Origin of the sequence: Sorangium sp. So ce145 (genome assembly GCF_051525985.1) — a bacterium.
GTDB classification, from domain to species: domain Bacteria; phylum Myxococcota_A; class Polyangia; order Polyangiales; family Polyangiaceae; genus Sorangium; species Sorangium cellulosum_B.
On sequence record NZ_CP150315.1, the window covers coordinates 8,885,640 to 8,907,791 of the forward strand.

A 22,152-nucleotide genomic window follows, 5' to 3' on the forward strand; every position below is an offset into this window, starting at 1 on the left:
CGGAAGCCGAACCCGGTGGCGCGTCCATGATCGCTCCGAGGTCACCAGGGGCACGACATGCGGCGAATTCGTAGAGACGCAACCAAGGTCTGGCACAATCCCGAGCTCCACACGGCCTATGGCCGTGGTCAGCCGAACAGCGCGGGGCTGCCGCGTCCGACGCAGAGCGGCGAGGACCGGCGGGCAGCCAAGCAACACCGCGCCGCGCTCGAGGCGCTGTTCTCTCCGCGCAAGGAGCCGGAGGCAGAGGACAGCAAGGGCGGGCGCGTCAAGTCCGGACGCGACGCCGCGTCCAAGGCGCCGGGGCGCATCGTCCTCGCGCCGCCTCCGCAGAGCGACCCGAAGGCCGTCGAGCGCCAGCGGCTCCTGTCGAAGCTGCTCTGCGCGTCGGGCCGGCCCAACATCTCCAAGGCCGCGAACGAGTTCCTCCGCGCCGGCCACACCTTCCCCGCGGAGCAGGACGTGTACCTGCAGCTGCTCGAGCACAGCGACGAGCAGCGCATCCAGGAGGCGATCGACGAGCTCGCGGGCATCCTCGTCGGCGAGCTGCCGAAGCGGCGCGCCGTGCTCGAGTCGCGGCTCCGCCGCATCGAGGAGTTCGCGGAGGAGCCCGCGACGCGCGAGGCCGCCGAGCGGCTGCGCCGCCAGGTGAGCGGCAGGCCCGAGGCCCCGGCCGCGGACGGCGCGCCCCGGCGCAGCGCGGATGGGGGCGTCTCCGAAGCGAGCGGCGAGGCGGAATGACGCGCGCGGAATTCGAGGCCGAGCTCCGCAAGCTGATCCAGGCGTTCGAGACGGGCACCGGCAACGAGCGGTGCGTCGCGTGCGTCTCGTGCGAGCGCTGCGTCGACTGCACGTTCTGCCGCAACTCGAAGGCGCTGCAGCGGTGCCACTACTGCGTCGACACCCAGCGCTCCTCGGACAGCACGCACTGCCGCGGCTGCCGCGATCTCATCGCGTGCAGCCACTGCGTCGCGTCCGAGCGGTGCACGCAGTCGTCGTACCTCGTGCGCTCGGTCGACTGCACCGGCTGCACCTACTGCTTCGGCTGCGTGGGGCTCGTCCGGAAGGACTTCCACATCCTCAACCAGCCGTACGATCGCGGCACCTACTTCAAGCTCACGGCCAAGCTGATGCGCGAGCTCGGGCTGAGCGCGGGCACCGGGGCGGAGCCCGCCGCCGCCGCGCCGAGTCGAAGCGCGGCCGCGCAGCGCTAGCGATGCGCGCGGTCGTTCAGCGCGCGCTCGGCGCGCGCGTCGAGGTCGGAGGCCAGGTGGTCGGCGCGATCGAGCGCGGCCTCGTGGCCTTCGTCGGCGCCGCGAAGGACGATGACGACGCCGACGCCGACCACGTCGCGAGCAAGATCGCGGGCCTCCGCGTGTTCAGCGACGACGCAGGCAAGATGTCGCGGGCGCTCGCGGACGTGCGCGGCGGCGGCGTGCTCGCGATCAGCCAGTTCACGCTCTTCGGGGACGTCCGGCGCGGCCTGAGGCCGAGCTTCGACGGCGCCATGGAGCCCGTGCGCGCCGAGGCGCTGTACGATCGCTTCGTCGCCGCCTTGCGGGCCCGCGGCCTCACGGTGGCCACGGGCCGCTTCCGCGCCGACATGCGCGTGTTCGTCGAGAACGACGGCCCGGTCACCATCCTCATCGATTCGAAGCGGACGTTCTGAGGGATCTGCCGCGATCGGCGGCGACGGCCCCCCCTTTTCCCCGAGCGCCGCGCAGGCTACGGGGGAGGCATGCGGGTCACCATCGTGGGCGCGGGGGCGCTCGGGCGGATCTACGGCGTGCGCCTCGCCACCCAGGGAGACGACGTCACGTTCGTGGTCCGGCCCGAGCGCGCCGGCGACGTACGGCCGTTCGTGGTCGAGCAGGTGAACGGCGCCGATCGACGCGACACGCTCGACCGCCCGCGCCTCGCGGCCGAGATCCCGGCCGACGCGGACGTCATCCTGATCACCGTGCGCTTCGATCAGCTCGTCCCGCGCGCTGACCTCGACGGCGCCGCGCAGCGCGCGGCGGGCGGCAGGTCGGTGGCGGATCTGCTCCGCGGCGGCCCGGCCGCGCCCGCCGTGGTGCTCACGCCGCTCCTGCCCAGGCAGCGCGCCGACCTCGAGGAGGCCGCCCGGCGCCGCATCACCCCCGCGATGCCGGGCGTCTCGGGCTACCTCGACGAGCGCGGCGTGGTCCGCGCCTGGATCACCGAGCTCGCGCCCACGCTCATCGACGAAGAGGGAGGCGCCCCCGCGGAGCGACCGCCGCTCGAGGAGCTCGCGCGCCGCCTCACGAGCGCCGGTGTCCCGGCGCGGCTCGAGCCCGACGTGGGCGCGCAGAACGTGGCCACCACGACCGCGTTCTTCCCGCTGATCGCCGCCATCGACGCGGGCGGCGGGGCGAGCGCCCTCCTCGAGAACGACGGCGTGCTCCGCACCGTGATCGAGGCCACCAGGGAGTCCGTGGCGCTCGCGGACCGGCTGGGCAAGGTGGCCCCGTGGACGAAGCTCCTCCTCCGGTTCATCGGGCCGCTCACGCTGAAGCCGGGCGTCGCGCTCGTGCGCCTGCTGGCCCCGGAGTTCTTGCGGTTCCTCGACGTGCATTTCGGCTCCAAGCTCCACGCGCAGCACCTCGCGATGGGCGCCACCGTCCTCGAGATGGGCCGAGAGCGCGGCGTGAGCATGCCGGCGCTCGAGCGGCTGCTCGCGCACCTCGGCGGCCATCCGCGGGCGCGCTGAGCCGCGGCTTCCCGCGCGCGTCGGCGTGCCGCGGCGTCGGCGTGCCGCGGCGTCAGCGCGCGCGCGCGGCCGCGAGCTGCGCGGCGAGCACGATCGCCTCGCGCATGCCGCGCGGGTCGGCGCGCCCCGTTCCCGCGAGATCGTACGCGGTGCCATGGTCGACGCTCGTGCGCACGATCGGCAGGCCGAGCGTGACGTTCACGGCCTCGCCGAAGCCCAGGAGCTTGCTCGGGATCGTCGCCTGGTCGTGGTACATGGCGACGACCCCGTCGAGCGCGCCGCGCGCCGCGAGCCGGAACGCCGTCTCCGCGCCGACGGGCCCGGTCAGCTCCGCCGCCGGGCCCGAGCGCGAGAGCCGCCGCGCCGCGAGGCGGATCCCCGGCGTGATCCGCACCTGCTCTTCGTCGCCGAGGAGCCCGCCTTCGCCTGCGTGCGGGTTGAGCGCGGCGACGGCCACGCGCGGCCTCTCGCGGCCGAGATCGCCGAGCAGCCGCGCGAGCCACACCGCGGCGCGCGCCACCTCGCGCGGGCTCACCGCGTCCGGCACCTCGCGCAGCGGCACGTGGGTCGTCACGAGGGCGGTCACGAGCTTGCCCGAGGCGAAGGCCATCGTGACCTCGCGCGCGCGGAGCCGCCGGCCCAGGTGCTCGGTGTGCCCGAGGAAGTCCGCGGACCCCGGCGCGCCGCTCGTGGCGATCGCGTGCTTCGACGCAGGCCCCGTGACCAGCGCCGCAGCGACGCCTTCGCGGACCAGGTCCGTCGCCGCGTCGATCCACGCGAGCTGCGCCGCGCCGTCCTCGGCCTCGGGCCGACCGAACGCGCTCGGCCGCGAGAGCCGCGCGCTGCCCGCCCAGAGCCCGATCGCGCCGGGCGCGAGCTCCTCGATGGCGGCGCGCCCATCGACAACGACGAGCCGGCGGGCCGCGACGCGGACGAGCCTCGCTGCCCGCCGGATGATCGCCTCATCGCCGACGAGCACGCAGCGCGCGCCCTCGACGGACGCCGCGCCGGCCACGGCCACCTCGGGGCCCACCCCGCTGGGGCACCCGACGCTGATCGCGACGATCGGCGGCCCGGCGGGGCGCGAGCGACCGCCGCCGCGCGCCGCACCGGCGGCGGTCGCTCGCGCCCCGCCGCGGCGAGCCGGCGACGTCATCGGGTGATGCGCCGCTCGCGCCCGGGCGGCGTGGCGTCGCTCACCGAGGGCGCCGCTCGCCGCTTGGCTTGCGCGGCCTCTTCCTCGTCGCCCTCGCCCTCGTCCTCGTCGCCCTCGTCGTCGCTGTCGTCGTCCTCGTCCTCGTCGCGCAGCTCCCCGCGCTCGTCGCCCTGGGCCTCCTCGCCGGCCCCGCTCCGCTGGAGCGCCCTGCTCGCATCGCCGCCCTCGGGACCACCGGCGCCGGGGATCGGCGACTCGAGGCGGTACCCGGCCCCGCGCAGCGTGACGAGCGGCAGCGCCGCGCCGAGCTTCGCCCGGAGACGCCTCACGTGGATGTCGACGGTCCGCGCGCCGCCCTCGTACTGGCTGCCCCAGACCCGGCGAAGGAGCTCTGTTCGCGACACAACTTTTCCGCGGCGCTCGCACACGTACGAGAGCAGCGCGAACTCCTTCGCGGTGAGCGGCACGTGCATGCCGCCGACCGAGACGTCGTGGGCCGCGCGATCGATGACGATCGCGCCCACCTTCACCCGCTCCTCGGTCGCGAACTCGCTGCGGCGCCACTCGACGAGGCGCACGCGCGCGTAGAGCTCGGCCGGCACGTACGGCACGAGCAGGAAGTCGTCGAAGCCGCTGGACGGCTCGATCCGCGCGATCTGCGCGACGCTCACGGCGACCAGCGCGCCGACCTCCTCGAGGCGCGGCTCGCGGCGCAGCGCGCGCAGCGCCGCGGCCGCCAGGTCCGGCCTGTCGAGCGCCTCGACGACGATCGCCCGCGCCTTGCTCTCGTCGTCGTGGAAGAGCCGCGGTGGATCATCCCAGAGATCCAGGGTTCGCACGTCAGCGCCCAGCGAGCGCAAGACCGATGCGGCACCCTCGTCGCGCTCCAGATCCGGTCCGTGTCCAACGATGGCTATGAACGAGCGACGCGCCATGAACGCCCCGTATACGGGTGTCACGCCGGGCCGGCAAGACGCACCGCGCTAAACCCACCAATGCCGCTGCGAGGCTTACCTTTCGCCTGGCGTTCCAGCCTTGAAAATCAGCCGATCCGCGTTCCGCCGACCGTGATGAGATCGATCTTGATTGTGGGACAGCCAACACCCACGGGGACGCTCTGTCCGTCCTTGCCGCACGTCCAGATGCCGTCGGAGACGGCGACGTCGTGGCCGAGCATGGTGACGCGCCGGAGCACCTCGGGGCCGTTGCCGATGAGGTTCACGCCCTTGAGGGGCGCGGTCAGCTTGCCGTCCTCGATGAGGTAGCTCTCGGTCAGAGAGAACACGAAATCGCCGTTCGAGATGTCGACCTGGCCGCCGCCGAACTTCTTCGCGAAGACGCCTCGCTTCACGGACCTCACGATCTCCTCGGGATCATGCGGGCCCGCGAGCAGGATGGTGTTCGTCATCCTGGGCATCGGCGCGGCGGCGAAGCTCTCGCGCCGCCCGTTGCCGGTCGGCGTGAGCCCGAAGTGCCGGGCCGAGAGCCGGTCGTGCATGTACCCGACGAGCTTGCCGTTCTCGATGAGCGTGCTGCGCTCGGGCTCGTGGCCCTCGTCGTCCACGTTGATCGTGCCGCGCGACTGGAGGAGCGTCGCGTCGTCCACCACCGTGCAGAGCGGGCTCGCGACGTCCTTGCCGATCTGCCCCGCGTAGTTGCTGGTCCCCTTGCGGTTGAAGTCCGCCTCGAGCCCGTGCCCCACCGCCTCGTGGAGCAGGATGCCGCTGTCGCCCGGGGCGAGCACGACGTTCATCTCGCCGGCGGGCGCGTCGCGGGCGTCGAGCATCGCGACCGCCTGCCGGGCGGCCTCCTCGGCGTGCCACTCCGGCGACTTGCCCTCGAAGTAGGCCGTCGTCATGCGCCCGCCGCCGCCGCTCGAGCCTTCCTGGCGCTTTCCGCCGCGCTCGGCGAGCGCCCGCACGCCGAAGCGGATGAGCGGCTGCACGTCGTGCGCCATCCGCCCGTCGCTCGTGGCCACGAGGACCTCGCGCACCTCCTCGACGAAGCTCGCCTCCGCCTTGACGATGCTGGGATCGTAGGCGAGCGCCGCGGCGCTCGCGCGCTCGAGCAGCGCGCGCTTCGCGAGCCCGGGGGCGTCGAGCGAGATGCTGGGCAGCTCGTAGCGGGTCGGCAGCTCGCGGCGCCTGAGCTCGATCTTCTCCTTGCCGCCCGAGCCCGTCGCGATCTGCGCCGCCGTCTCGGCCGCGCGCCGCATCGCCTCCCAGGTGAGGTCCTCCGTGTACGCGTACCCGGTGGCGTCTCCTCGCTGGACGCGGACGCCGACCCCCATCGACACCCCACGGGAGGCCGCCTTGAGGATCCCTTCGTCGAAAGTGAACCCGCCTCCGGCGCGGTACTCGAAGAAGAGGTCAGCGTAATCACCACCCTTGGACAGGGCGACCGAGAGGAGCCGCTCGCAAAGCGCGGCGTCGACGGCATTTTCCTCTCCAGGAGCGAACGGGGCGCGGTAGGCCTGGCTGCGCGACATGGTGCCCAACTCTAGGTCCATTCGCCGGGACGGTCGAGAAACGGCGGCGCTCCGGAGCGCCCTCCCGCCGGCGCCCGCGCTCGCCCCCGGCGACGGCCGAGCTCGCGGACCTACCCCCTGCCCTTTCATCCGGCGCGGCGCGCATACATCGCCCGCGCGCGATGGGTGCCCCGGGCGCGCCCGCCCGCGATGAGCACCCCGCGCCCCCGCGCCTCCGGCGATCGCGGGGGCCGCGGGTCGGCGGGTCGTAGAAGATCGCACGAAATGTGCAACAAGGCCGCTCGACTGCTAGGCTTAACGCTGTCTTCGCGGGATTGGCGGCGCTCGCCACCTTCCCCGCGATCTTCGCGAATCCCCGGCCGTTCAGCGCGTTCCTACCGGGTAGGGCGCGCTCTTCGACGCGCCTCGACGGACCGCCCAGCGTCCGACCGGGGCGGGGGCTCGCGGCCACCGCGCCAGGCGGTGGCCGCGCCAGACAGGGGCCCCCGGGGGGCCGCACACTGCAAACAAGCACCTTCGCGGTAGCTTCCGGAACTTCCGGTGCCGCGCGCTTGTACGTGGTGGCGGGATTGGCTAGGTGTTTTTTAGGCGAGGTGAGGGATGCCGACGAGGCGCCCGAGCAACGCCTTGCTGCCCTCAGCAGGAGATTCCCATCGCCGTGGCGGTCGATCGCGACAAGGTACTCCAGACCGCGCAGAAGCTTGTCGAGCGGAAGCGCTTCGACAAGGCGATCGCCGAGTACCAGAAGCTGGTCGCAGACGATCCGAAGGACGTCCGCACGCTGCTCAAGATCGGCGACCTCTACCTGAAGACGGAGGAGTACGTCGAGGCGATCACCACCTACGAGCGCGTCGGCCAGTTCTACTCGCTTCAGGGCTTCGCGCTCAAGGCGATCGCCGTTTACAAGCAGATCCGCGAGATCATCCACAAGCACGTCCCGCAGTACGAGGATCGCTTCGGCCACATCGTCCCGCGCCTCGCGGAGATCTACACGCAGCTCGGGCTCACGAGCGACGCGCTCGCCGCCTACGACGAGGTCGCGACGCGCCTGCTCCGCGCGGGGCGCGACCGCGACGCGATCGACATCTTCAAGCGGGTCGTCGACCTCGACCCGAACAACCCCCTCGCCTATCTCCGCCTCGCGGAGGCGCTGATCCGGGTCCGCGACTACGACGCCGCGATCCAGCGCTTCGGGACGGCGGCCGAGCTCCTGCTCAAGCTCGGGCGGCGCGACGACGCGCTGAAGGTGGTCGAGCGCCTGCTGCAGCACCGCCCCGACGCCCGATTCGCCCGCATGGCCGCCGAGATCTACCTCGACCGCGGCGACCCGAGCGACGGGATGTCGGCCCTGACCAAGCTCCAGATCGCGTTCAAGGAGAACCCGAAGGACCTGGAGACGCTCGCGCTCCTCGCCCGCGCCTTCGACCTGCTCGGGCAGCCGGCCAAGGCGATCGAGGTGCAGAAGGAGTCGGCGCGCATCGCCAAGGAGGCCGGGCGGGTCGACCAGTTCACCGCGCTCGTCTCGGCCCTGATCACGCGCGCCCCGAACGACGAGGGCGTGCGCCAGCTCGCCGCCCAGATCGCGCCCTCGTCGAGGAACACGCGCGCGTCGATCGACGTCGAGCTCGAGGAGGAGGAGGACGAGGAGGCGGAGGAGCTCGACGTCGAGGACGACGAGCCCGCGTCCGCGGTGCCGATCCCGCTCCGCGCGTCGCAGCCCTCGACGTCGCCGATCGCGAGCCCGAGGCAGCTCGTCGCGCACGCCGAGAGCCTCCGGCGCGACCGGCAGTACGACAAGGCGATCGCCCTCCTCCAGGGCGGCGTCGCCCGGCTGCCGGCCGCTCGAGAGCTGCGCGAGAAGCTCTGCGACATCCTGATCGAGGCGGGCGACCAGGACGCCGCCGTCGAGCAGATGCTCGCGTTCGCGCAGCAGCTGGCCAGCGAGGACGCCGTCGACGACGCGGCGAGGCTCCTCGACGAGGTGCTGCTCCTCGATCCCGGCAACGCCCAGGCCACGGAGATGCTCAACCTGCTCGGCTACGCCGTGCCGCAGGAGGAGGAGCTCGCGGAGGAAGACGCCGCCGGGCCGGGAGCCTCGCCGACGGCCGGCGAGAACGACGCGTATGCGTCCGAGGTGCCGAGCCAGGACCTCTACGACCCCGACGCGCCGCTGCCCGCGTACACCCTCGATGAAGACGGCGTCGTCGAGGCGCTCCCCCGGCGGCCCGAGCTCGTCACGCACCTCGACGATCCGTTCGCGAACGAGCCCCCGCTGCCGAGCTTCCCGATCGAGGACGTCGAGGAGCTCGAGGACGTCGAGGAGCTCGAGGCCATCGACGACGAGGAGGAGGAGACGGCGTCGGTCAACCCGAGCCGCGCGCCTGAGCACCCCCTCGCCGTCGCTGCGTCCCAGGCTCCGCCCCCGGCGTCCTCGATACCTCCCCCGCCCGTGCTCGCCGCGCCGCCGCCGGCGCTGTACAGCCCGGTGTCGGGCCGACCTGCGTCGGTCCGGCCGGTGTCGGGCCGCTCCGTGCCGCCGGGCTCCTTGCGGCGCGCGGACGCGCTCGACGAGGACGCGCTCGAGGAGGTCGAGTTCTTCGCGCAGCACGGGATGTTCGACGAGGCGCGGAACATCCTCGAGGAGCAGCTGGCGCGGCTGCCGAACCACCCGCTCCTGATGGAACGGCTGCGCGAGGTCACGGAGCTGGCCTCGGACGCGCGGGTGGTGGTGCGAGCGGCGACCGACAACGAGAGCGGCACGCGGGCCGTCCCGCGCGGCAGCGAGCGGCCGGACGAGGATCGCGCGTTCGACATCGCCGAGTCGCTCAAGATGATCGACGAGCTCGAGGTCGTGCCGGGCTCGGTGACGGGCGTCCAGGACGATCCTCGGCAGATCAGCGTCGAGAGCGTCTTCGAGCAGTTCAAGGCGGGCGTCGCGGCGCAGATCTCCGAGTCCGACGCGTCGACGCACTACGATCTCGGCGTCGCCTACAAGGAGATGGGCCTCTACGCCGACGCCATCGGCGAGTTCGAGCTCGCCGCCCGCGACCCCGGGCGAGAGTGCGTCTGCCAGTCGATGATCGGCGTCACCCACCTCCAGATGGGCAACATCGAGGCGGGCATCGACGCGCTCATCCGCGGGCTGCACGCCTCGCACAAGACGGTCGAGCAGGAGCTCGCGCTGACCTACGAGATCGCGAACGCCTACGAGATGCGCGGCGTCCCCGAGCAGGCGCTCTACTACTTCCAGCGCGTCGCCCGGATGAGCCCGAGCTACAGCGACCCGCGCGGCAGCGTGGCGGAGCGGCTGCGCCGCATCGACGTCCCGAAGCCGGCCGCGCGCGCCGTCGGCGCCGAGATGATCGCGGACGAGTTCGACGCCGCCTTCGACGATATGCTCCCGAGCGGCAAGCTGCCCTGAACCCATAGCGCGCGCGGGCGCGCCCTGGAACCGCCAGAAATTGGGCCACGGCGGGCGCTCTCCGGTACCGGACGGGCATGAACCGACCGCTCCTCCTCGCCGCCCTCACCTCGGTCCTGGCTGCTGGCTGCGGCGCCGGGATCGAGACGAACGCTCGCTCCGGTCGCCCGCAGGACGCCTCCGCCAAGGTGGCGGCGCAAGCGCGGCGCGAGGTCCCGCAGCGCGCGGAGGGCTCGCTCGACGAGCGCGGCCCGATCGCCGAGCAGGCGCCCGGCGCGCGCAAGCCCGGCGATTATGTGGCCTACCGGTTCTCGGGCAGCTTCAGGAAGACGCCGCTGCTCCTCACGCAGCGTGTGGTCGCGCGCGAGGGGGACGTCCTCGTGGTCGACGTGACCCTCGAGGACGGCAAGCAGACCGAGGCGCTGCGGGTCCGCATGAGCGACGAGCCCAGCAGGCGCGGTGAGATCCTCGGCGCGGCGTGGATCGACGACGGCGCGGAGCGGCCGGCGACCCTCTCGGCCTACGACGCGATGATGGCCAAGACCGCGCTCGCCGCCGACGAGAACGAGGACGTGCTCGGCAGCGAGGCGGTGAACGTCGAGGTCGGCGGCTCCTCCATCCCGTGCCAGCGGACGAGCTTCCGCGTGCGCATCGGCAAGACGAAGGCGACGATGCGCACGCTCCAGAGCGACGACTTCGCCTGGGGCGACGTGGGCGGTGAGATCACGGCGGAGGACGGGCGCGTGCTCTACCGCGCCGAGCTGATCGACAGGGGCCACGCGGATGAGCGCGCGGCCGCCGGCGCAGAGCCGGGCCCCGCGCCCCGGCCGGCGACCGTGGCGCGCTCCACCGACGAGGACGAGGCGTACGACGACTACGAAGATTGAGCCGGCAGGGGCGCGTCGCCCCGATTTCCCTTCGCGACGAGGATCTCGATCGAGCGCGCGGCCGCCGCTTTGACCAGGTGGCCCATCTTCGGGTGCTCGGGCTCGAAATCCGGCTCGATCCCCTCGGCGCGCAGCGCCTCCGTGCAGACCGGACCGATGGACGCGACCACGCCCCGCGCGAGCGCGGCGCGCAGCCGCTCGACGAGCCCCTCCTCGGCCGCCACGAGGAGCGCGTGCTCGACCTGCGCGCGGCTCGTGAAGAGCGTGATCGCCGCGCCGCCGTCCGCCATGAGGCGGAGCGCCTGCCGGAGCGGCGCCGTGTCCTCCGGGAGCGCCCAGCGGTACACCGGCACCGGCGTGACCTGCGCGCCGGCCGCCGAGAGGCTCGCGTAGAGCTCGTGGCTCGGCGCGCCGTGCTCCTGGACGGCGACGCGCTTTCCGCGCAGATCGCCGAGCGCGCTGACGGCCTCGACGATCTCTCGCCAGGTGTTCGGCTCGCGGACGGTGATGAAGCGGGTCAGGCCCAGCTCGCGCAGCGCCGCGGCCGGCTTGGGGCCGCGAACGACGATCTGCACGGACGAGAGCGCCGCCGCCAGGAGAGATACGCCCTGGGCGTCCGCGCCACCGTCACCCTCGGACGCCCCGCCGCTTCCCTGGTTCGGCTCGAGCGCAGGCGCTGCCTCGGCCACGAGCGCCCGGGTCCCGACGCCGGTCATCAGGATCACGAGGTCGAACTCGGCGCCCGCGAGGCGCCGCGCGAAATCGAGGGCGCGCTCGTTCCTCTCGATGGGCACCTCGCGAAGCGTGGGCGCCGTGATGGGCACGCCGCCATGCCGCTGGATCAGCGAGGCCATCTCGGAGGCGCGGCGGCTCTCGAAGCAGATGACGCGACGCCCGGCGAAGTCAGACGGCGCGGGCGGAGACGGACGGTCGTTTCGTGGGTGGGTGGGCGTGCTCACCCGCGCAGCATAGCCCGGGTCCGGCGCTGGCGGGTTTCGGGCGGTGGACCAGTTTGCTAAGCTCCTCCGTGTGAGCCATCCGATGAGCAACGAGGCTTCCGGGGTCCAGGGGAGCGGGCTCTCGCGTGCGACGTCGGAGAACGACGTCGGCCCTGATCCCGTCATCGGCGCGGGCATCGCGCTGCTCGGCATCTTCTTGATGGGGGTGGGGGGCGCGCAGGGCGCGCACTACCTCTTCAACTTCGGCGTGCTCGTGGCGGTGCTCGGAGCCGTCCTGTTCGTCCTGTTCGTGGCGCTCACGGCGCTGAAGCAGCGACGGGCGCTCGGCCTCGCGAGCCGCGCTCCGAGCCCCGAGGGCAGCGCCGAGCAGCGCGACGCGCGCGACTGATCGGCCGAGCGCCACTGGCGTCCGGCAGCAGCGCGACGCGCGCGAAAGATCAGCCGAGCGGCGCTTGCGCCCGACAGCAGCGCGACATGCGCGACGGCTCGGACGAGCGCGCCTGTGCCCGGCTCATGCCGGGGGCTCGCCGCCGGGATCGCTCCGGTCGTCCGGCGGCGCAGGGGAACCAGCCTGATGGCCGGCCTCGACGGAGAGGTCGGGCTCGATGTCAGCGAGCGAGACGCCGAGCTCCTCGGCGATGCGCTCGATCTCGGCCCGCTCGGCCGCCGTGGGCGCGCCGTCCGCCGCCGCGAGCCGGATCAAGAGGCGCACGACCTCCACCCGCTCGCTCGCGTTGCAGAGCGCCTTGAGCTCGCGGTAACAGCGGTCGACCTCGCCCTCCTGGAGCGCGGGCAGCTTGCCCTGGAGCGCGTTGAAGACCGCCTCGACGCCGCTCGGCGCGAGCCCGTCGACGTGCGTGAGCAGCTCGCGGAGCAGCTCGTCTTCCTTGTCGGAGAAGCGGCCGTCGACGCACGCGACCTTGCCGAGCAGGACGATGACGGTGGCGATGTAGCGGAGGACGACCGCCTCGTCGTCCGGGAGCGCCGCGCGGAGCTCCGTCAGGAGGGCGTCGAGGTTCGGGAACGAGCCCCCCTGCTTCAGGCCGAGCCAGGCGAGGAGTCCCACGTGATGAGGCTACCAGATCCTCGCCGGACAGGGCAGCCCGGCGGAGCCCCGCCCTCTACGCCCGTCACCGCGATCGTCCATGTCCCCGTGGCTGTCGTCGCCTTCGTCCATTTCCCAGCGACCTACTCCTCGCCACCGCGGTCCGCAATCCAATCGTCCACGGGGTTGTCGGACTTCGGGGTCTTCAGGATCGAGCCGTCGGGCCCGTCCTTGCGCACCACGAGCGTGCGCCGCGTCGTGGTGTCGGGCGTCTCGCGCGCGACCACGGTGATCACGTTGACCCCCGGCCGGAGCGGCGCCTCGAACGCGAACTCGGCCTTCTTCGGGTCGGCGCCGTCGCGGTTCGACTTGTAATAGAGCTTCCGCGACCCGACGAAGATGAAGGTGTCGAGCAGCCGCTCGCTGTCCGACGCCGTCCCCGTGATCTTCACGGTGCCGGCGGTCGTCGCCAGCGCCGCCGCGGCGATGTCCAGCGTCGGGGGCGCGTGCGAGTAGAGGTCCTCGAACGCGACCGCCGCCGGGGCCGGCCCGCCGCCAGCGGCCACCTCGCGCGCCGCGACGAACGCGAAGCGCCCCGCGCCGAGGTCGATCTTGAGGAACCCGCCTGGCGCCTCGCCGAGCACCTTGACCACGGCGCCCGCCGGGAGCCGGCCGAAGCCGCGCGCGCTCGCCTCGGGCGACGGGAGCAGGGTCGCCCCCTCCGCCCCGGCCTTCATGGTGGAGCCGCCGCCGCTCAGCTGGATGCGCGGCGAGATCGGGATCTTCACCTTCTCGCTGGCGAACTCGCGGAGATCGCGATCGCCGACCGAGAGCGTGAGGGTCGCCTCGGGCTCCGACAGCTGCTGCTCCACGTCGAAGCTGAAGACGACCTTGCGCACGTCGCCCGGCTTGATGTTCGAGATGTCGAAGCGCCCCGCGTGCAGCATGAGCCCGTCGCCCGAGAGGTTCGCGATGTTCGCCTGCGTCTCGTACGACGGCCCCTTGCCGACGTTCTTGACGGTCAGGTACATGCTGACCCGCTCGCCCTTCTGGATGAGCCCGTCGCCGTTGCCCTCGCGGTCGTCCGCGATCTGGTAGGCGTACTGGAAGAGCGGCCGGTCGAGCGCGCGCACCGTGGGCCGGATCTCGACCGCCGGCGGCTCCGGCGCGGCGGCGACCTCGAACTTCACCTTGAGGCCGTCGCTCCGCGAGAGGGCGTCCATCGGGATCGTGCAGACGCGCTTCTCGTTCGCCTTCCTCGGCTTCGTCGAGCCGACCTTCCGCCCCTCGACGTCGCACCAGCCGAGCGGCGCCTTCGCGCTCTTCGTCTGGCCGGGGCCGATCTTGCCGAAGATGAGCTCCTTGCTGTCGAAGTACGGGTTGTCGCTCTCCGTCGTCCCGCGGAGCCGGTAGACCGGCTGCTTTCCGTTGTTCTTGACCGTGACCCGGAGCTCCATCGGCTGCCCCGCGGTCACCTCGGCGTTGGGACGATCGGTCTCGACCTTCACGTCGAGCTCGGACTTCGCCGCCGGCGTGACCGCCTCGGGCGCGTCGGACCAGTCGACGCCGAGCTTCGTCAGCTCGGCCGCGACCTTGCCGAGCTCCTCCTTGCCGACCTGCTCGATGTAGTCGTGCATCGCCCGGAGCTGCTGGAGCCTCGGCGTGGAGGGCGGCATCCGCGCGGCGAGCTCCCGCGCGAAGCGGATGGGGAAGTCGATGGAGAAGTCCTCGTCGATGTCGCCCCCGCGCTCCCGCATCTTCTCGCGATCGGCGCTCGTGAGCTGGTAGCGGACGACCTCGGACGGCTTGCCCGCGGCCGCCGCGCGCGCGTTCGAGAGGTGCGCCGAGAGATCGCGCTCCCGGAGCCCATCCTTCTGGACCGTGAGATCCATCTCGAGCTCGTCGACCGTCATGGGATCGAGCTCGATGTCCGGCGTGACGCCGACGCCCTGGATGGAGATGTCGCCCGGCGTCAGGTACTGCGCGATCGTGAGCTTGAGGGCCGCCTTCTCGGCCGTGACGTCGGGGAAGACGAGCTGCACGCTGCCCTTGCCGAACGTCTGCGAGCCCACGATGACGGCGCGATCGTTGTTCTTCAGCGCGCCGGCCACGATCTCGCTCGCGCTCGCGCTGTTGCCGCTCACGAGCACCACGATCGGGTACAGCGGCTCGGTGCCCGGCCCCTTGGCGCGCTTCTCCTCGCGCCCCTCGGAGGCGCCGACCGTGGACACGATGACGCCGTCGGCGAGGAACTTGTCGGCGATGCGCGCGGCCTGATCGAGCAGGCCGCCCGGGTTGCCGCGCAGATCGAGCACGAGCCCCTTCAGCTGCCCCTTGCTGCGCAGCCCGTCGAGCGCCGCATCGAGCTCCGCGGTCGAGGTCGCCTGGAACGTCTTGAGCCGGACGTAGCCGACGCCGCCCTCGAGGGCGCGCGACTCGACGGACCTCACCTTGATCACCTCGCGGGTCAGCTCGAAGGCCTTCGGCCCCTGCCACCCTCCCTCGCCCTCGCGGGTCACCCACACGGTGACCGGGGTGCCGGGATCGCCGCGGAGCCTCCGCACAGCGTCGTCGAGCGGCATGTTGAGCGTCGACTCGTTGTTGATCTTCACGATCCGATCGAGCCGCTTGAGGCCCGCCCTGCCCGCGGGCGTGTCGGGCATCGGGTTCAGGACAGTGAGCATCTGGTCGCGGATCGAGATCACGACGCCGAGCCCGCCGAACGCGCCCGACGTGGAGAGGTTCATCTCCTTGTACGCCTCGGGGCTCAGGAACGACGAGTGCGGGTCGAGCGTGTGCAGCATGCCGTTGCACGCGGCGTACTCGACGTCCCGCAGATCGACCTCCGTGCCGCGGAGGTTCTTCTGGAGGAAGGTGAAGACCTCGCGGAGGCGCGCGGAGACGTCCCAGGGGCCCTGGATGTTGTCGATCCGGAACTTCTTCTCGCTGGTCTCGACGCGGACGGTGACCTCGTTCGGGTCCTCGTTGAGGACGATCACCTGCGCGACGTCGCGCTGGACGGCGTTGAGCGCCGACAGCAGCATCTCCTTCGGCTTGACGCGATCCGGCTCGACGTACTTGTCCCGGATCATCTTCAGCGTCTCGTTGACGGCCTCGAGGCGGGTGAGGTCGTACGGCGCCTTGGCCACCTGCCCGGTGACCGCGAGCGCCGGCTCGAACCCGCGCCAGAGCCCGCCAGGGCCGAACTGAAGGACGAAGTACGCTGCCAGCGGGAACGCGGCGGAGACGACGAGCGCCTTGGCGACGCGCTCCAGGGGTCGGTGAGCCATACGGCGATCGAGTATAGACGCGCTCCAGCGAGCGTCGACCGACGTCGGCGCGCGATCACCCCGATCGCCCCCGAGCGCCCCGAGCGCCGCGTTCCAGCGCGGGCGCTACACGGGCTTCTGCGTGTCTTCTTGCTTCTCTTCGGGCTTCGCCGGCAGCTGCTTGGCGGGATCCTCGTCGTCCTCGTCGCGGATCCCCTTCTTGAAATTCCGGATGCCCTCGCCGATCCCCTTCCCGATGTCAGCGATCCTCCCCGCGCCGAAGAGGAGCAAGGCGAGGCCGATGAGCAGAGCGATTTCGAGCGGTCCGATGCGGCCCATAGCGTTGATCCCTTGAAGGCTGCCGCGCGCTCGGCGGCAGGTCGGCGGGCCACGGCCCGGTTTGCGTCGACCCATACCACCCATCCTCCACACCGGCAATGCAGCGGTTCGAAGCGCTGAGACCCGTGCTAGGCTCGCGCACCGGCTTCGCTGGAGGAGAGACGAGGCGCGTGTGCACCCGTTCACTCCGCCAGCGGTTCACAAATCAAGAACGGCTCGACGGCCCAGACGGGATCGCCAGCCGGCCGGCCCGGACGCCAGCCTCGGATGAGGCCGGCGGTGATCCATGGCTTGAGCCCTCGCAGGCTTCGCGACAGTCGACACGGGGAAAACACGATGCCGATGAACCGCTTGAATCGAAAGGCAGCGCATTGTCTGGCAGGAGCGTCGGTGGCCGCGGCGGTGCTCGCCGGCGCCGCCGGGCGCGCGAGCGCTCAGCAGGCGAGCGAGGGCGACACGGTGAGCGTCGACGGCAAGGGGATCGTCGGCGGCGCGCTGCTCGGCGGCGAGGTCGTGATGCTGACCATGGGGGCGATCGGGGTCGAGCGCGCCTGGCCGTACCTCGTGTTCGGCGGGCTCGGCGCGGTGGGCGGCGGCGTCGCCGGCTACTTCGTCGAGGCGGCGGATCCGCCCGCGGAGGTGCCGCTCTACATGCTCGCCGGCGGCATGGCGCTGGTCATCCCGACCCTCGTCGTCACCCTGAACGCCACCGCGTACAAGCCCCCCGACTCCGACCAGAGCGAGCCGATCCGCAACGAGCCGGCCGCGGAGCCCCCGCAGCCGGGGATCAACGTCCAGCTCACGACGGACGCCGCGCAGATCCTCCGGCGGGCCCGCTGGGAAGAGCCCCGGCTCGGCCTCGTCGACATCACGCCGCGCCGGGTCGCGCTCGGCGTGCCCGCGCTCTCGTTCAAGCCGCTCTACTCGCAGGACGAGATGTTCAAGTTCGGCGTGGCGCAGGGGCACGAGGTCCGCGTCCCCGTCCTCCGGGCGACCTTCTGAGGGGCCCGGGGTCGCCCCGGGCGGCGGCGCGGGGCAGGCGCCCCCCTGCCCCGCGCGCCGGTCTCTGTGCCGATCCCTACGCTCGGCGTTAGGCTCTCGCCGTGGCCGACCTCCACGATCCTCCGCTCCCCTGGTCCACGCGGCTCTGGTTCGCCTTCGCGTGCTTCTTCCGCGTGCTGTTCGATTCCCAGTTCGCCGCGCGGGCCTGGCAGGCGCGCTCGGCCGTCGCCGCCCTGCCGCCGTCCGAGCGCCCTGAGCCGCGCGGGCTCGAGCGGGATCGCGCAGGCGGCGCGCCCGAGGCCGCCGCGGCCGCGGCGAGCGAGCCCGCCCCCGTGCCGGTCGCCGCCCCCGCGCCGCACGCCGCGCCCGCGGTGAGCTCGGCGCTCCAGCTGCTCTCGCTGCTCCAGCGCGAGGGGCGGCTCGTCGACTTCCTCGAGCAGGACATCGCCTCGTTCGGCGACGCGGACGTCGGCGTGGCGGCGAGGATGGTCCACGAGGGCTGCCGCAAGGCGCTGCGCAGCCACGCGAAGCTCGCGCCCGTGCGGCGCGAGGACGAGGGGGAGAAGGTGACGCTCGAGGCCGGCTACAACCCCTCGGAGATCAAGCTGATCGGCAACGTATCCGGGACCGCGCCCTACAGAGGGGTGCTGCGCCACCGGGGCTGGCGCGCCGACGACGTCTCGCTGCCGACGCCGGTCGCCGGCCACGACGCCAGCATCATCGCCCCCGCGGAGGTCGAGCTATGAGCGCGCGCTACATCATCGGCATCGATCTGGGCACCACCCACTGCGCGCTCGCCTACGCGCGCCTGCCGGAGGAGGGAGCCGACGCGCGGCTCACGCCGTCGCCCGAGGTGATGGCGGCCCCGCAGCTCGTGGCGCAGGGGACGCTCGAGGCGCGACCGCTCCTGCCGTCCTTCATGTACATCCCTCACGAGAGCGAGGGCCCCCAGGCCCTGCCCTGGGACGCCGAGCGGCGCTTCGCCGTCGGCGAGCACGCCCGCGCGCGCGGCGTCGACGCGCCGGCGCGCCTCATCTCGAGCGCGAAGAGCTGGCTCAGCCACGCTGGCATCGACCGGCGCGGATCGACGCTCCCGCTCGGCGCGCCCGAGGACATCGAGAAGATCTCGCCCGTCGAGGCGTCGTGGCGGTACCTCGAGCACCTCACCGAGGCGTGGGATCACCTGTTCGCGAAGGACGATCCGGCGCTCGCCCTCGCGAAGCAGGAGATCGTGATCACGGTGCCCGCGTCGTTCGACGCCGCCGCGCGCGATCTCACCGTCGAGGCGGCGAGCGCCGCGGGGTTCGAGGACCTCACCCTGCTCGAGGAGCCGCAGGCCGCCGTGTACGCCTGGATCGACGCGGCCGGCGAGGCGTGGCGCAAGCACCTCCACCCGGGCGACGTGCTGCTCGTGATCGACGTCGGCGGCGGGACCACCGACTTCTCCGCGATCGCCGCGGTCCCGCGCGACGGCTCGCTCGAGCTCGTCCGCGTGGCGGTCGGCGACCACATCCTGCTCGGCGGCGACAACATGGACCTCGCGCTCGCGCACGTCGTGAAGGCGAAGCTCGCGGCCGAGGGCAAGGAGCTCGATCGCTGGCAGATGACGTCGCTCACCCACGCCACGCGCGTCGCGAAGGAGCGGCTGCTCGGCGATCCGTCGATCAGCGAGGCGCCGATCGCGATCGCCGGCCGCGGATCGAAGCTGCTCGGGGCGGCGATCCGGACCGAGCTCACGCGGGACGAGATCACCCGGACGCTCGTGGACGGGTTCTTCCCCGAGGTCCCCTCGTCCGCGCGCCCCGCGACCCGCGCGCGCGCCGGCCTGACGCAGCTCGGCCTCCCGTACGCGCAGGACCCGGCGATCACCCGCCACCTGGCCGCGTTCCTGGGGCGGCAGGCCGGCGCGACGTCGAAGCTTCCGGGCTTCGCCCCGCAGGGAGGGGCGAACGCCGAGCCCGGCCGCGCGCCGCTCCTCCTGCACCCGACCGCGGTGCTCTTCAACGGGGGCGTCATGAAGAGCGCGGCGCTGCGCGAGCGGCTCGTCGCGACGCTCGGCGCCTGGCTCGAGCAGGACGGCGCGCCCCGGCCGCGGGTGCTCCCGAGCGACGACCTGGATCTCGCGGTCGCGCGCGGCGCCGCCGCCTACGGCCTCGCGCGGCGCGGCCGCGGGCTCCGGATCCGCGGCGGGACAGCGCGGGCCTACTACGTGGGCATCGAGGGGGCCGTCCCCGCGGTGCCCGGCCTGGAGCCGCCCATCACGGCGCTCTGCCTCGCGCCGTTCGGCATGGAGGAAGGCACCGAGGCGACGCTGCCGCCGCAGGAGTTCGGCGTGGTGGTCGGCGAGCCGGTGCGCTTCCGCTTCTTCAGCTCGTCGGTGCGCCGGGATGACCAGGCCGGGACCGAGCTCGAGGACTGGAAGCCCGGAGAGCTCGAGGAGCTCTCGCCGATCGAGGTCACCTTGCCCGCGGAGGGCCGCCGCGAGGGCGACATGGTGCCGGTGCAGCTGCGCGCGTCGGTCACCGAGGTGGGGACGCTGCTCCTGGAGGCGATCCCCCGGGAGGCGCAGAAGCCGAACGAGCGCTGGCGGATCGAGCTGTCGGTGCGCGCCGAGGCGTGAACACGGGGGTGCCCGACATGGCACCGATGATTCGCAGGCTCCGCGTCATCCATTCGACGAGATATACCTACGATCGCCCGGTGGAGCGCAGCGTGCACAAGCTGCATCTCTGCCCGGTGCACGACCGGGATCAACGGGTGCTCTCGCACACGCTCACGATCGACCCCCGCGTGACCACCATGGAGTTCGAGGACATCTTCGGTAACCGGGTCACGCGCTTCGAGATCACCGCCCCGTATACCGCGCTCACGATCTCGGCCGACTCGATCGTGGAGCTCTACGACGCCGATCCGTTCGCGTTCGCGAAGAAGGAGATGCGGCCCGCGTTCCCCCCCGTCTGGATGCCGTGGGAGCAGGCGATCATCGCGCCGTACGTGCGCCCGGCGGAGCTCCCCGACACCCAGCTCCAGGCGCTCTTCGATTATGCCATGTCGTTCGTCGAGAAGAACGACGAGGACCTGATGGAGACGCTCTTCGCGATCAACTTGACGCTCTTCCGCGAATACCAATACGTGCCGGGCTCGACGAACCTGGCGACCACCCCGTATGACGTCTTCGTGAACCGGCGCGGGGTCTGCCAGGATTTCGCGAACCTGTTCATCTGCATGGCGCGGCTCCTCGGCATTCCGGCGCGCTACGTGTGCGGATATCTCTATACCGGCAACGTCGGCGCGAGCCGCGCCGGCTCCGACGCGACCCACGCGTGGGTGCAGCTCTACATCCCGAACATCGGCTGGAAGGGGTTCGACCCCACGAACGGCGTGCTGGCCAGCCTCGGCCACGTGCGGGTCGGTTACGGCCGCGACTACACGGACGCAACGCCGACAGCGGGGACGCTCTACACCGCCGCCGCCGAGACAATGAACGTCGATGTGACGGTGAGCGAGGTCGACTAGCTCTCTCCGCGGGATCGCCCGCGCACCGACAGGCGCCTGTCGCACCGAGCCCACAGCGACAGCGGAGAGCGCGAAACGGCGGCCGCGGGCGAGGCAGGCTTCCCGCCCCTCCCTGCGGCCGCGGCGCGAATCGCCGAAGGTCGCTCGGACGGATCCGCGAGACCTCGGCGCGTCGAGATCACTGGCCGTCCAGGAGACAGGCGGTGCCCTGCTCGATGCACGCGCCCTCAGCGGTGGTGGCCGCCTCGGTGCCGCACGCCTCGCACGCCGCGTCCGCTACTTCGTCCGTTGTGCACGCGACATAGCAGGGGTCGCCGTCCGCCGCGCCACACGTCTCGCAGATACACTGCGTAACTGCCTGGTATTTCGGGATCGAGGACTCGCAGAGGTCCGCCGGGTCGGCGTCGGCCACGAGGGGCGCCGAGCAGGTCACACACTCCTCGCTGCCGCCCGTGCCGCCGCCACCGCCCTCGCCGCTGCCGCCCTCGCCGCTGCCGCCCGTGCCGCCGCCGCCGCCCTCGCCGGCCGAGCTGCTCGCGGTGGTCCCGCCGCCCGAGCCCGTCGTCGTTTCGGTGTCGTCCCCACACCCTGCGGAGAAGGCGGTCGCGCCAAGGATGAGAGCCATCGAGCCAATGCTGACAAGATTCATGTTACGCATGTTGTCCTCCGGCGCGCTCGAACGAGCGCCCGTCGTCGATCGTCGCTTCGTCTATCAGTCCCAACGGGACTCGCCGGTCGCGACAACCCCCGCGTGCCGGCGGCGGCACACTACTCCACCCAGGCTGTGACGCTCAACTATCTTCCATGCGACGCGCGAAAACAGCTGTCCGCGCCTCGCCCGGTCGAGCGACCCGAAACACCATGGCATGCGCGTTGAGGACGAGCCCACCCAGCGCCGGCGGCTCGGGGATCGCCTGACTCCGACGCCCTGACGAAACAGCACCGAAATCGCGCGTCGCGAACCGCGCGCATCGCCGTGGCGGGGGCTCGCGGCTCACGCTCGCCGCAAGCATGGCACCGAATCCCGCAAGTCGCGAGTTCTGAGCCTCCTTGTGCTCCACGGAACGCCACGCCGTCACCGGGATCGCCGCCGCCCGCGCCATGCGCTGACCGCAGCGCTGCGCCATTTCGATGCCTCGCGCGAATCTGGAGATGACGGCGGACGCCGCCGGGAGCGCGCGCCCTCGACGACTTGAAGGGGGAAGTTGGAAAGCGCTGGCGACTTGAAGGGGGAAGTTGGAAAGCGCTCGTGACAGCGGCCCTGGAGCACGGATCTGCTATGTTCAGAGGCGCGGCGCCTGCGTCGCGCGCGATCGCAGAGCCCGGCCTCGCGCTGCGG

The 22,152-nt window shown here is 72.3% G+C and carries 19 protein-coding genes; 11 read left to right on the top strand and 8 right to left on the bottom strand.

What is annotated here, in order from left to right:
- Positions 1–57 precede the first annotated feature (57 nt).
- The 4 genes from WMF34_RS32910 (at position 58) to WMF34_RS32925 (ending at position 2,731) form a co-directional block, all read left to right on the top strand.
- Positions 58–741 (top strand): hypothetical protein, encoded by a 684-nt coding sequence (locus WMF34_RS32910; RefSeq protein ID WP_437990292.1) that lies wholly within the window; start codon positions 58–60, stop codon positions 739–741.
- Positions 738–1,214, top strand: coding sequence for a hypothetical protein (locus WMF34_RS32915; RefSeq protein ID WP_012239059.1), 477 nt, complete (start codon positions 738–740; stop codon positions 1,212–1,214). The genes WMF34_RS32910 and WMF34_RS32915 overlap by 4 nt, the downstream gene beginning before the upstream one ends.
- A gap of 2 nt (positions 1,215–1,216) precedes the next feature.
- On the top strand, positions 1,217–1,669 hold the full coding sequence (gene dtd / locus WMF34_RS32920; protein WP_012239060.1) for a D-aminoacyl-tRNA deacylase: 453 nt from the start codon (positions 1,217–1,219) through the stop codon (positions 1,667–1,669).
- Positions 1,670–1,738: 69 nt separating this feature from the next.
- Positions 1,739–2,731, top strand: coding sequence for a ketopantoate reductase family protein (locus WMF34_RS32925; protein ID WP_437990293.1), 993 nt, complete (start codon positions 1,739–1,741; stop codon positions 2,729–2,731).
- A 52-nt stretch (positions 2,732–2,783) separates the two neighbouring features.
- On the opposite strand, the gene pdxA is transcribed toward WMF34_RS32925, so the two are convergent.
- From pdxA to WMF34_RS32940, 3 genes are all read right to left on the bottom strand, one after another.
- Positions 2,784–3,887 (bottom strand): 4-hydroxythreonine-4-phosphate dehydrogenase PdxA, encoded by a 1,104-nt coding sequence (gene pdxA / locus WMF34_RS32930; RefSeq protein ID WP_437990294.1) that lies wholly within the window; start codon positions 3,885–3,887, stop codon positions 2,784–2,786.
- Entirely contained in the window at positions 3,884–4,726 is an 843-nt protein-coding gene (locus WMF34_RS32935; protein WP_437990295.1) for a winged helix-turn-helix domain-containing protein, read from the bottom strand. Before WMF34_RS32935 ends, pdxA begins: the two co-directional genes overlap by 4 nt.
- A 203-nt stretch (positions 4,727–4,929) precedes the next feature.
- Positions 4,930–6,375: a TldD/PmbA family protein gene (locus WMF34_RS32940; protein ID WP_012239064.1), complete on the bottom strand. Its 1,446-nt coding sequence runs from the start codon at positions 6,373–6,375 to the stop codon at positions 4,930–4,932.
- 658 nt (positions 6,376–7,033) lie between these two features.
- On the opposite strand from WMF34_RS32940, the gene WMF34_RS32945 reads away from it, so the two are divergent.
- A complete protein-coding gene (locus WMF34_RS32945; RefSeq protein WP_157907071.1) occupies positions 7,034–9,796 on the top strand; it encodes a tetratricopeptide repeat protein in 2,763 nt (920 codons plus the stop codon).
- A gap of 77 nt (positions 9,797–9,873) precedes the next feature.
- Positions 9,874–10,683, top strand: a complete 810-nt coding sequence (locus WMF34_RS32950) for a hypothetical protein (RefSeq protein ID WP_437990296.1) — start codon at positions 9,874–9,876, stop codon at positions 10,681–10,683.
- Here the strand turns inward: WMF34_RS32950 and WMF34_RS32955 are convergent.
- Entirely contained in the window at positions 10,671–11,642 is a 972-nt protein-coding gene (locus WMF34_RS32955) for a uroporphyrinogen-III synthase (protein WP_044966373.1), read from the bottom strand. The genes WMF34_RS32950 and WMF34_RS32955 overlap by 13 nt on opposite strands.
- 82 nt (positions 11,643–11,724) lie before the next feature.
- Here WMF34_RS32955 and WMF34_RS32960 point away from each other — a divergent pair, with 82 nt between their 5' ends.
- Positions 11,725–12,030, top strand: coding sequence for a hypothetical protein (locus tag WMF34_RS32960; protein WP_044966374.1), 306 nt, complete (start codon positions 11,725–11,727; stop codon positions 12,028–12,030).
- Between the two features lie 123 nt (positions 12,031–12,153).
- Here WMF34_RS32960 and WMF34_RS32965 read toward each other — a convergent pair whose 3' ends face one another.
- From WMF34_RS32965 to WMF34_RS32975, 3 genes are all read right to left on the bottom strand, one after another.
- Complete coding sequence (locus WMF34_RS32965; protein ID WP_012239068.1) at positions 12,154–12,708, bottom strand: TerB family tellurite resistance protein; 555 nt, start codon at positions 12,706–12,708, stop codon at positions 12,154–12,156.
- Between the two features lie 122 nt (positions 12,709–12,830).
- A complete protein-coding gene (locus tag WMF34_RS32970; protein ID WP_437990297.1) occupies positions 12,831–15,977 on the bottom strand; it encodes an MXAN_5808 family serine peptidase in 3,147 nt (1,048 codons plus the stop codon).
- A gap of 105 nt (positions 15,978–16,082) precedes the next feature.
- Positions 16,083–16,295, bottom strand: a complete 213-nt coding sequence (locus WMF34_RS32975; protein ID WP_437990298.1) for a twin-arginine translocase TatA/TatE family subunit — start codon at positions 16,293–16,295, stop codon at positions 16,083–16,085.
- A gap of 342 nt (positions 16,296–16,637) precedes the next feature.
- Between WMF34_RS32975 and WMF34_RS32980 the strand changes: the two genes are divergently transcribed.
- The 4 genes from WMF34_RS32980 (at position 16,638) to WMF34_RS32995 (ending at position 20,813) form a co-directional block, all read left to right on the top strand.
- On the top strand, positions 16,638–17,297 hold the full coding sequence (locus tag WMF34_RS32980) for a hypothetical protein (protein WP_231864371.1): 660 nt from the start codon (positions 16,638–16,640) through the stop codon (positions 17,295–17,297).
- Between the two features lie 101 nt (positions 17,298–17,398).
- Positions 17,399–18,043: a DUF2760 domain-containing protein gene (locus WMF34_RS32985; protein WP_437990299.1), complete on the top strand. Its 645-nt coding sequence runs from the start codon at positions 17,399–17,401 to the stop codon at positions 18,041–18,043.
- The gene (locus tag WMF34_RS32990) at positions 18,040–19,917 is read left to right on the top strand and encodes an Hsp70 family protein (RefSeq protein WP_437990300.1); all 1,878 of its coding nucleotides are present in this window, start codon (positions 18,040–18,042) and stop codon (positions 19,915–19,917) included. The genes WMF34_RS32985 and WMF34_RS32990 overlap by 4 nt, the downstream gene beginning before the upstream one ends.
- 17 nt (positions 19,918–19,934) lie before the next feature.
- Positions 19,935–20,813: a transglutaminase family protein gene (locus tag WMF34_RS32995; protein ID WP_437990301.1), complete on the top strand. Its 879-nt coding sequence runs from the start codon at positions 19,935–19,937 to the stop codon at positions 20,811–20,813.
- A gap of 178 nt (positions 20,814–20,991) precedes the next feature.
- On the opposite strand, the gene WMF34_RS33000 is transcribed toward WMF34_RS32995, so the two are convergent.
- On the bottom strand, positions 20,992–21,462 hold the full coding sequence (locus tag WMF34_RS33000) for a hypothetical protein (RefSeq protein ID WP_157907073.1): 471 nt from the start codon (positions 21,460–21,462) through the stop codon (positions 20,992–20,994).
- Between the last annotated feature and the right edge of the window lie 690 nt (positions 21,463–22,152).